The 8,446-nt window shown below is 67.9% G+C and carries 10 protein-coding genes and 1 pseudogene; 6 read left to right on the top strand and 5 right to left on the bottom strand.

From position 1 onward, the window contains the following. Positions 1-52 precede the first annotated feature (52 nt). The gene (locus ACWDSJ_RS08490) at positions 53-763 is read left to right on the top strand and encodes an NUDIX hydrolase (RefSeq protein ID WP_450030269.1); all 711 of its coding nucleotides are present in this window, start codon (positions 53-55) and stop codon (positions 761-763) included. A gap of 12 nt (positions 764-775) precedes the next feature. On the opposite strand, the gene ACWDSJ_RS08485 is transcribed toward ACWDSJ_RS08490, so the two are convergent. Then, on the bottom strand, positions 776-2,140 hold the full coding sequence (locus ACWDSJ_RS08485; RefSeq protein WP_450030268.1) for a TetR/AcrR family transcriptional regulator: 1,365 nt from the start codon (positions 2,138-2,140) through the stop codon (positions 776-778). A gap of 191 nt (positions 2,141-2,331) precedes the next feature. Between ACWDSJ_RS08485 and ACWDSJ_RS08480 the strand changes: the two genes are divergently transcribed. After that, complete coding sequence (locus tag ACWDSJ_RS08480) at positions 2,332-2,772, top strand: SRPBCC family protein (RefSeq protein WP_450030266.1); 441 nt, start codon at positions 2,332-2,334, stop codon at positions 2,770-2,772. A gap of 31 nt (positions 2,773-2,803) precedes the next feature. Here ACWDSJ_RS08480 and ACWDSJ_RS08475 read toward each other — a convergent pair whose 3' ends face one another. After that, positions 2,804-4,906 (bottom strand): prolyl oligopeptidase family serine peptidase, encoded by a 2,103-nt coding sequence (locus ACWDSJ_RS08475; protein ID WP_450030264.1) that lies wholly within the window; start codon positions 4,904-4,906, stop codon positions 2,804-2,806. A 275-nt stretch (positions 4,907-5,181) separates the two neighbouring features. Here ACWDSJ_RS08475 and ACWDSJ_RS08470 point away from each other — a divergent pair, with 275 nt between their 5' ends. Both ACWDSJ_RS08470 and ACWDSJ_RS08465 read left to right on the top strand, forming a co-directional pair. Continuing rightward, on the top strand, positions 5,182-5,541 hold the full coding sequence (locus tag ACWDSJ_RS08470) for a hypothetical protein (protein ID WP_450030262.1): 360 nt from the start codon (positions 5,182-5,184) through the stop codon (positions 5,539-5,541). Further along, positions 5,538-6,077 carry an NUDIX domain-containing protein gene (locus ACWDSJ_RS08465; RefSeq protein ID WP_450030260.1) on the top strand — a complete coding sequence of 180 codons (540 nt, stop codon included), beginning with the start codon at positions 5,538-5,540 and terminating at the stop codon, positions 6,075-6,077. The genes ACWDSJ_RS08470 and ACWDSJ_RS08465 overlap by 4 nt, the downstream gene beginning before the upstream one ends. Positions 6,078-6,236: 159 nt before the next feature. On the opposite strand, the gene ACWDSJ_RS08460 is transcribed toward ACWDSJ_RS08465, so the two are convergent. Next, entirely contained in the window at positions 6,237-6,374 is a 138-nt protein-coding gene (locus tag ACWDSJ_RS08460) for a hypothetical protein (protein ID WP_450030259.1), read from the bottom strand. A gap of 143 nt (positions 6,375-6,517) precedes the next feature. Between ACWDSJ_RS08460 and ACWDSJ_RS08455 the strand changes: the two genes are divergently transcribed. Further along, complete coding sequence (locus tag ACWDSJ_RS08455) at positions 6,518-6,730, top strand: hypothetical protein (RefSeq protein WP_450030257.1); 213 nt, start codon at positions 6,518-6,520, stop codon at positions 6,728-6,730. Between the two features lie 222 nt (positions 6,731-6,952). Here ACWDSJ_RS08455 and ACWDSJ_RS08450 read toward each other — a convergent pair whose 3' ends face one another. Then, positions 6,953-7,564, bottom strand: coding sequence for a hypothetical protein (locus ACWDSJ_RS08450; protein WP_450030435.1), 612 nt, complete (start codon positions 7,562-7,564; stop codon positions 6,953-6,955). A 162-nt stretch (positions 7,565-7,726) separates the two neighbouring features. After that, a pseudogene (locus ACWDSJ_RS08445) lies at positions 7,727-7,939 on the bottom strand (helix-turn-helix domain-containing protein); the annotation flags it as partial. A 226-nt stretch (positions 7,940-8,165) separates the two neighbouring features. Between ACWDSJ_RS08445 and ACWDSJ_RS08440 the strand changes: the two are divergent. Then, the gene (locus ACWDSJ_RS08440) at positions 8,166-8,357 is read left to right on the top strand and encodes a hypothetical protein (protein WP_450030255.1); all 192 of its coding nucleotides are present in this window, start codon (positions 8,166-8,168) and stop codon (positions 8,355-8,357) included. Positions 8,358-8,446 lie beyond the last annotated feature (89 nt).

The raw sequence follows: 8,446 nt of genomic DNA, 5'->3' as shown, positions 1-8,446 counted from the left end.
ATCGAGCGCTCGCCCCCGCTTTATCGTCATTTTGACGATTACACTCCGATTCATGGGCAATGCTTTTCGCCTCAATGCGGCGGTCGCGGTGGAACTGGTCGTGCTCACCCTCGGCGCACGTCAGATCCCCAACGACACGCTGTGCGCCCTGCTGGTCCAACGCCTTTTCGCGCCCAATCGCGGACGCTGGGGACTGCCCGGCGGATTGGTGCAGACCGACGAGAGCCTGTCCGCGGCGGCCGTGCGGGTCCTGCGCGAGGAGACCGGGATCCGTGGTGACCGCCTGCACCTGGAACAGCTCGCCACCTACGGCGAACCGGGTCGCGATCCGCGCGGGCGCATGATCAGCATCGCCTATCTCGCGCTGGTGCCGAATCTGCCCGCCCCGACCGCCGGACCCGAGGCCGCCGCGGCCGCCATCTGGTCGGTGGATCAGATGCTCGCCGACCGCAACCGGCTGGCCTTCGACCACCACCGCATCCTCGCCGACGGCGTCGAACGGGCCCGCGCCAAACTCGAATACACCCCGCTCGCCACCGCGTTCTGCGGGCGTGAGTTCACCGTGGCCGATCTGCGGCGGGTGTACGAGGTGATGTGGGGCACGAGCATCGATCCGCGCAACTTCCACCGAAAGGTCACCAGCACACCGGGTTTCGTGGAGGCCACCGGCCGCACCACCGCCCGCGACGGCGGCCGCCCGGCGCAGCTCTACCGGGCGGGTCCGGCGCGCGTGCTGCACCCGCCGATGCTACGACCCAATTGACCCCGACCCTCGCTACGGCCGCGGACCGCCGAACAGCGTGACCTCCAGCAGCCGGATCACCTTGTCCTGCGGGCAGATCCGATCGTCGTGGAACGCGCGGCCCAGATCGACCACCAGGGCGAACGCCGCCTGCACCAGAATGCGGGCCTGCCCCTCGGACAGTTCGGGCCGCACCTGGACCAGCAGTTTCACCCATTCGGCCACGATCAGCCGCTGGATATTGCGCAGCACCGTGCGCTCCTCGGCGGGTACGTGCCCGAATTCGGCGTAGTAGACGAAGGTGAGTTCCCGCTCGGCGAACGAGCCCGCCACATAGAGGTCGATCAGCTTCGCCAACGCCTCCGCCGGACTGTTCGACGACGCCGTCGCCGGGCCGATCGCGCCCGAAACCCGGTCCGCCGCACGGCGGAACGCGGCGGCCAGCAGATCGCTCTTGCTGCGGTAGTACCGGTAGACCGCCGACGCCGCCGACAGATCGGCCGCCGTCGCGATGTCCTCGACGCTGACGTTCGGGTACCCGCGCTCGTGGAACAGCTCCACCGCCTTCTTCAGCAGCAGTTCATGTTTGAACGACTGCGGGATCTCCGCCGCCCGATGGGTGTCCGAAACCGGTTGCGGCGCGGGCAGATCCGCGCGCACGATCGTCCACGCGGCCGAATTCAGCGCCGCCGCCAGCGGTTTCACCGGCAGCGTGGCGTGGTGATCGCCGATGCTGCTGATCACGCTGAAGATCGCCACCGAGCGCACGCCGCGCTCGCGCCGCGACAGCTCCGGGCGCAGTTCCCCGATGAGGTCGCGCACCACCGCGACCGCCCTGGTGAATTCGCCGTCCAGCGTCTCGCGGTCGGTGTCGTCGAGATAGCGCCGCTCCCACCGCACCAGCGCCACCGTGGGGCGGTTGGCGATCGTCTCCGCGATGACGGCGTCGATCACGTGCCCCAGCCGCCGCTCCGCGGACCACTCCGCGGCCTCCTCGGGCAGCGTCACCGCGGCCACCGTCGCACCGCTCAGCCGCAGCAGTTCCTCCCGGAACAACGCGTATTTGCTCGGGTAGTGCCGGTAGAGTGCCGCGGAGGAGATGCCCAGGCGGGTGGCGATGTCCTCCATGCTCACCCCGTGGTAGCCGAGCGAACCGAAGGCGGCCGCGGAGGTCGCGGCGATTTGTGCACGGCGATTCTTCGGGCGTCGACGGATGACCCGCTCCGGCGGATCGCCGGCGGGCTGCTCGGTCGGCTGCGCGGCCCCGCGCTGTCCTCGGCTCAAGGTGATGGCCTGTCTCTCGGTTACGGCACGTCGCGCCGGGTTCCGGCGGGCGCGCTCGGGCTGGGGAACGGTGTCGCTGCCCGCACGGGCACGGCGGCGTTCCTCGACATTCATGGTCGCTATCGTAGCGAGCAGCGGTTTTGTGACTGATCAGTGTTACCGACGGTTTCGGCGAAACCGCACTATCCGGTATCGAAACGGCATCGGTTCGTCCCGTTGTACTGGTTCGCCCGGCGGCGCGGGCCGTAGGCTCCCCCAGTCCCAACTCTCTCATCCCCACCCCCGGTCGCCCGAACGGAGTACCCATGCGCACGTTGGACCTGGAACGCACCATCCAGGCGCCCATCGCCGACGTGTTCGAATGGTTGTCCGATGCCACGAATTACCAACGGGTACACCTGATTCGGCGCGTCACGCTGGTGCGGCCGGGCGATGTCGCCGAGCACGGCGTGGGCGCGGTCCGGCTGATCGTCACCCCGCTCGTGCGCGTCACCGTGCGGATCGTCGAATACGAGCCGCCGCGCCTGGTCCGCTACCAGCTCCTGAAGTCCGTTCCGCCGCTGCGCTATCAGGACGGCTTCCTCGCCTTCGCCGAGTCGGGCGCGGGCACGCGCGTGCACTGGCACGCCCGATTCGAGGTCGCCGCACCGCTTTTCGGCGGCCAGTGGACGCTCGCCCTGGCTCCGATCATGTCGCTGGGGGTACGCGGCGTGCTCGCCCGCGCCGATTTCGAACTGCGCCGCTGACTTACGCGTGAAGTAGGTGAACGCCTCCCCGCTACATCAGCCGCCGCATGAAATAGGTGAACCGCAGCGCCGTCGTGGTCGCGGACTCGTCGATGTTCGCGCCGGTGCCGTGTCCGCCCTCGGTGCCCTCGTAGAACAGATACGGATGGCCCTGGGCCGCGAGTTTCGCCGCGAACTTGCGGGCGTGCTGCGGGCCGACGCGGTCGTCCTTGGCGGTGGTCCACAGGAACGGCTCGGGATAGGTGACCTCCGGGCGCAGTTGCTGATAGGGCGAGATCCGTTCGAGGAAGGCCCGCTGCGCCGGATCGTCGACGCTGCCGTACTCCCCGGCCCAGGACGCGCCCGCCGCGATGTGCTCGTAGCGCAGCATGTCCAGCAGCGGGACGCCGATGTCGACCGCGTTGTACAGCTCCGGATGCTGGGTCATGGCCACGCCCATGAGGAGTCCGCCGTTGGAGGCGCCGGTGATGCCGAGGTGGCGGGGCGAGGTGATCCTCCGGTCCGCGAGATCGCGGCTCACCGCCGCGAAATCGTCGAAGGCCCGCTGCCGGTTCGTGGTCAGCGCGGCATCGTGCCAGGCGGGCCCGAATTCGCCGCCGCCGCGAATGTTCGCCAGCGCGAACACCCCGCCCCGCGCCAGCCACAGCCGTCCCGTCTCCGCGCCGTAGTGCGGGGTCATGCTGGCCCCGAAGCCGCCGTAGGCGTTGAGGATCGTGGGATTGGAGCCGTCGTAAGGCATTTCGGCCCGATGCACCACGAAATAGGGGATAGGGGTGCCGTCGGCGGAGGTGGCCTTCAGCTGTTCGACCACCAGACCCGTCGAATCGAATTGCGGTGGAACGCTTTTCACCGCTGCCGCCGCGTTGGTCGCGGTGTCGAGCCGCCACAGCGTGGGCGGTTCGAGAAACGAGGTCACGGTCAGGTAGGCCAGCCCGCTGTGATCGTCGGCCGCCGTGGCCGAGATCGTCGCGTTGTCGGGCAGGGCCAGCGGCGTGGCCGCCCAGGTTCCGTCCGGCCCCGGGTGGTAGACCGTCGCCCGGCCGCGCACGTCGTGCAGCGACAGCACCACCACCTCGTCGCGCGTGGTGAGCACGTCCTCGAGGGCGTCGGCCGGTCCGGGCGCGTACACCGCCGTCGGATGCGGGTGGGCGGGGTCGCGGACGAGCGCGTCGGCGTCGAGCGCGACCAGCGTCCCGGCCGGGAAGGAGATCCCGTCAACGGCCCAATCCTGTTGCAGCGCAATCAGTATCCGCCCGGCGACCATGCCACGCAGTTCGGCCTTGGCGGGCAGCGCGAGCGCGGGGGAGCCGTCGGCGAGCAGCCGGTATTCGTGGTCGAAGAACGACGCGCTGCGGTCGAGCAGGGCCACCCGGCGGTTCGTCCCATCGGTCAACACGATCGGGCGGGTGCTCACATCCTCGCGCGCGCCGCGCCCGACCTCCACCGCGGCGTCCAGCGGCCGCCCGCGCTCCCAGCGCTTGACCACATACGCGTACCCGGAGCTGGTCAGCTCGCCCGGCTGCCATTCCCGCCCGACCAACAGGGTGTCGTCGTCGAACCACGACACCTCCTGTTTGCCGCGCGGCAGCACGAATCCGTCGGGAACGAATCGCGCTGTCTCCAAATCGAATTCGCGAGCCGTGACCGCGTCCTCCCCGCCCTCGGACAGGATCACCAGGCAGCGGGTCTGCCGGGCAGGCGCGCAATCCACCCCCCGCCACACCCAGTTCTTGCCCTCCTCGGCCGCAAGCGCGTCCACATCCAGCACGGTGACCCAATGCGGTTGCGCCGCTTCGTAATCGGCAACCGAAGTCTTCCGCCAAATACCTCGAGTATGGTCCGGATCCTGCCAGAAATTGTAGATCTCGCCATGGATCACGCTCGGCTCGGCCAGCCGATCGGGCGAATTCCCGACCTCCTGGGCGGCGGCCAGATTCCCGGCCCAACGCGGATCCTGTTGCAGCACACCAAGCGTCTTGTTGTTCTCCGCCCGCACCCACTCCCGCACCCGCGCGCTGTCGTTGTCCTCCAGCCACTGATAGGGATCGGTCACCGCCGAAGCCGAGTCCCCGCAAGCGGCCACCACGATCGCGACCACCGCCACGCCCAGCGCGCCGAACCACCTGCGTCCCATGCCAACCTCCCCGCATCAACCCCCGCCGCACAGGTTAGACCACCCCCAACTGGCACGCCGCCCGAACAAACCGCCGCCGCGCCACGAACGATGAGCCCAGCTGACAGCTGAGGATGTAGCGACCTCGGCTGCCGCTCGGGACCCGCGGAAATGACGGCGGATATGGGTGCCGCTGCTGGACCCGATGGCTCATACTGGACCGCGCCGCCGACGCCTTGTCCGGTCCCCTCGGCGCGGTGCCGTCGCCGTGGGTCAGCCCTTTCGATGAAGCGTCATTGGCCAGTGACGCGGCGCGCTGTCTGCGCGTGCTCGGCGACCACCACGGTGCCGCCACCTGGACCGAGCGCATCATCGCGTTGCGGCCCAAAGGAACTCGCTCACGCGCCCTCGCCCAGGTCACCCTCGCGTCCACGCTGATCGATCAGGGCCAGCTCGACGGAGCGGTCACCGTCGCCCAAGACGCCCTCGACGGCATCGACGAGGTGAATTCACACCTGCTCACCGCGCAGCTCCGCCGTGTCGCGGCGCAACTGCGGCCCTACCACCGCAATGCGACAGTGCGACAATTCGCAGACCACCTCGATACGGTGATCTGCGAAAGGACATCCATGCACCGATTGGCAGACACCCGATGACCGGCGCCGAACCGCTCTACCTCCGCGATCCCGCCGCGTACGAGCGAAAGTTGCAGGAGGGCAACCGCAAACAGGCCAAGAAGATCGTCGTCGCCGACGGAGTGTTCCGCGACGAGGCCGGGCGAGTGCTGCTGGTCGACCCGAACTACAAACCGTTCTGGGACCTGCCCGGCGGGATGTCGGAAGCCAACGAGGCCCCCGACGCCACCCTGCGCCGAGAACTCGCCGAAGAACTCGGACTCCACCTGCCTCCGGAACCACCGCCCTTGCTCGTTGTCGACTGGGTACCCCGTGACGAGAACTGGGACGACAAACTGATGTTCGTGTTCGACGGCGGCGTGCTGACCGATGCGCAGATCGAGACCCTCCGTGTGGTCGACGACGAACTCGACGATTTCGGCTTCTTCACCACCAACCAAGCCAGACAACGGCTCCGCCCCGACATCTGGCGACGCCTGGAAACCGCCCTCCGAGCGCTCGACAACGGCCGAACTACCTACACCCGGACACCAGGCACCCAAGCCGACCGGGGCTGACCGTCACCTTCCACCCATTGCTGCTGAGAGTTAATTGAAGGTGACGAGTCGACGCGGATCTTCGCCGAACAGGCGCTCCCGCCGCGTCATCCGTGGGGCGATGTGGCGGTTGACCTTGACCTTTCGGACCGGATTCCGAGTGCTTCTTCGCAGATACTGTCAGTCCCGTTCGGCACCCTCCGGCCATACGACGGTCACCGGCAGCCCTTGCCGTCGTGCCGCCTCCACCACATCGGCGGTCCCGCCGTAGCCGCGGGCGGGTTTGCCGTCCCCACACGGCGAACAACTCGTCGGCATGCTCGAGCATCCGCTCGCTGCCGACCTGATGGGCCTCGGGCGTCGACTCGTCATAGTCCAGCCGGATCGTGTCCGACGCTGCGGCCATGAGTTTGTCGTAGACGGCGTGGTGGTCGACCGGCAGCCCGTCGCGGTACCGGCGCGTGGGCACGATTACGACCAAGGAGCGGGCCCGGCAGCGAGGCTACGCGCCGGAGCTACGACCCATCCTGGAACTGGTGAACCAGGGCAGGCCCGCGCCGGGCATCGCCCTCCCCGGCGCGCCCGCCGAGACCCCGGAGGTGCAGCGGGGAGGCCGCGCCGCCGAACGGGCGCTGGAACTCCGCAAGCAGCAAGGGCTCGAGAAAGGAATCTGACAGCCGGGAGCGAACCCATGGCGGGCGAGATCGAAACCGGCGGAGTGAGCCGAATTGCGGCTGCGGCCGAACGAGCCCCCGATGTCGGTAGGCCCGGCAGGCCGTCGTGCACTGCGACTTCCGTTGGGATGACCTGGAACTCGACACTATTTCAAAGCTTCGATTGTCGTGAAGCCAGAGCGGGAATGGCGGCGATCTTCTCGGGCGGTAGCGACTCCCACCTCAAAGATCGCTCTCGGACAGGTCCGGGTCGACCCGGCGCAGCGCCGACGCGAGCCATTCCGTACCGCGATGCTCGATCGGCATCTCAGCGAGCCCCGCTGTGGCTTCCTCGACCGCTCGGGCGGTATTTCCCAGCAGGGCCAGAACGCCGGCCCGCTGCACGGCTCCAAACCCAGGGGTCCACCAATACATCGCCTCGGGTGGCGTGCCTGATGACGCCGCCGCCTTGTCGGCTGCTGTCAAGGCGCGTTGCGCTTCCCGCGTCTCGCCACGTGCCGCTAGCAGCTCGGCCCGCCGCATCCGGGCGTAGGCGACAAGGACCGGGTGCGCGTTCCGGACACTCAGCGCCGCGTCCGACAAGGCGATAACTTCGTCGTAGTCTCCCGTTGCGCTCCAGGCGACGTAACCGGCAAAGCCCAAGCTGTGCACGAGCCGGTCCGGGTCACGGGATTCTCTCGCCAGGTCCACCGCTGTGGCCAGACTGCGCCGGGCGGCATTGTCCGCCCCGACCGCGTGCTCCAGCCAGCCGCGATACTGCGTCGCCTCCGAGGCAAGCGCCGCTGCTGCTGTGGACTCGGCGGTGTGTGCATGACGTGCGAAGTGCTCGGTCATAGCGGATATGCCTCGCACAACCGGGAGAACCGAGAGTGCGCCCGTCGCATCTTCCACCCGGCGAGCAGATGTCAGTATCGAAGCCACCTCGGACAGGGTGCTGACACCCACTCTGGAAGCTGATCTCACAGCGGCTGTGAGTCGCCCTAAATCCGTTGTGCCCAGCACCCTTTCGTAGGCGACTGTAACCCCAGTAGGGACCGGACGTTGCCCCGTCTCGATCGCACTCAGGTACGTCCGACTGTAGAAGGTCCGTTCGGCCATCCCGCGCAGCGAAATCCCCGCCGCCTCGCGAGCGGCACGTAACAGCGCCCCAGGGTCCACAGTTCCAGCGTAGCGAGCACTGAGGACGCATGTGGACACCGACCGGCGCATCTCCAGTCGTATCGCGTGGTTATCTGGGTCGTGGCTCCGCTGGGGAGTTCGAATCAGCCGTCCGGCTTCCTCTCCAGCGGACTCCTCTCCATCCGAGACGCGACGGAAGAGCGTGAATTGCTATGGGAAACAAGGTTATTGGCTTGATTCGAGCCGAAATGGTCGAAGATGTCCAGATCACCGAGAACGCACTGCACGCTTACGCGGCGGACCGGGGCGATTGCGAATGCAGGTGCACGTGATGGTGCAGTTCCCGGAAATCCCTGTGCCGCTGCACTTCCGGGCCGAGGAGACGGCGGCGCGAGTGTTTCTGAACGAAATGGCGCGCTGGCATGACCGCGCCGTGGTCCGGCTGGATACAGCGGTGACGGAGAGTATGCGCCTGCTGCCGTGTCACCGGCTTTTCGAGGGCTCCTGATCGTGGGGCCGATTGTCTCCCCTCGCGGGCGGAGTGCCCGCCAGATCCAAAGAATTCGGACATACAACCAACTTCGAAGAATCAAGGAG

The sequence above is a fragment of the Nocardia sp. NPDC003482 genome (assembly GCF_053588115.1).
This window is presented reverse-complemented; position numbering and strand designations above follow the sequence as displayed.

Bases quoted from the DNA above. Each gene is read 5' to 3' on its own strand.
- ACWDSJ_RS08485 (WP_450030268.1), bottom strand. From the start codon at position 2,140: ATGAATGTCGAGGAACGCCGCCGTGCCCGTGCGGGCAGCGACACCGTT.
- ACWDSJ_RS08460 (WP_450030259.1), bottom strand. From the start codon at position 6,374: ATGCCGACGAGTTGTTCGCCGTGTGGGGACGGCAAACCCGCCCGCGGC.
- ACWDSJ_RS08440 (WP_450030255.1), top strand. From the start codon at position 8,166: ATGCAGGTGCACGTGATGGTGCAGTTCCCGGAAATCCCTGTGCCGCTG.
- ACWDSJ_RS08490 (WP_450030269.1), top strand. From the start codon at position 53: ATGGGCAATGCTTTTCGCCTCAATGCGGCGGTCGCGGTGGAACTGGTC.
- ACWDSJ_RS08475 (WP_450030264.1), bottom strand. From the start codon at position 4,906: ATGGGACGCAGGTGGTTCGGCGCGCTGGGCGTGGCGGTGGTCGCGATC.
- ACWDSJ_RS08450 (WP_450030435.1), bottom strand. From the start codon at position 7,564: ATGACCGAGCACTTCGCACGTCATGCACACACCGCCGAGTCCACAGCA.
- ACWDSJ_RS08480 (WP_450030266.1), top strand. From the start codon at position 2,332: ATGCGCACGTTGGACCTGGAACGCACCATCCAGGCGCCCATCGCCGAC.
- ACWDSJ_RS08465 (WP_450030260.1), top strand. From the start codon at position 5,538: ATGACCGGCGCCGAACCGCTCTACCTCCGCGATCCCGCCGCGTACGAG.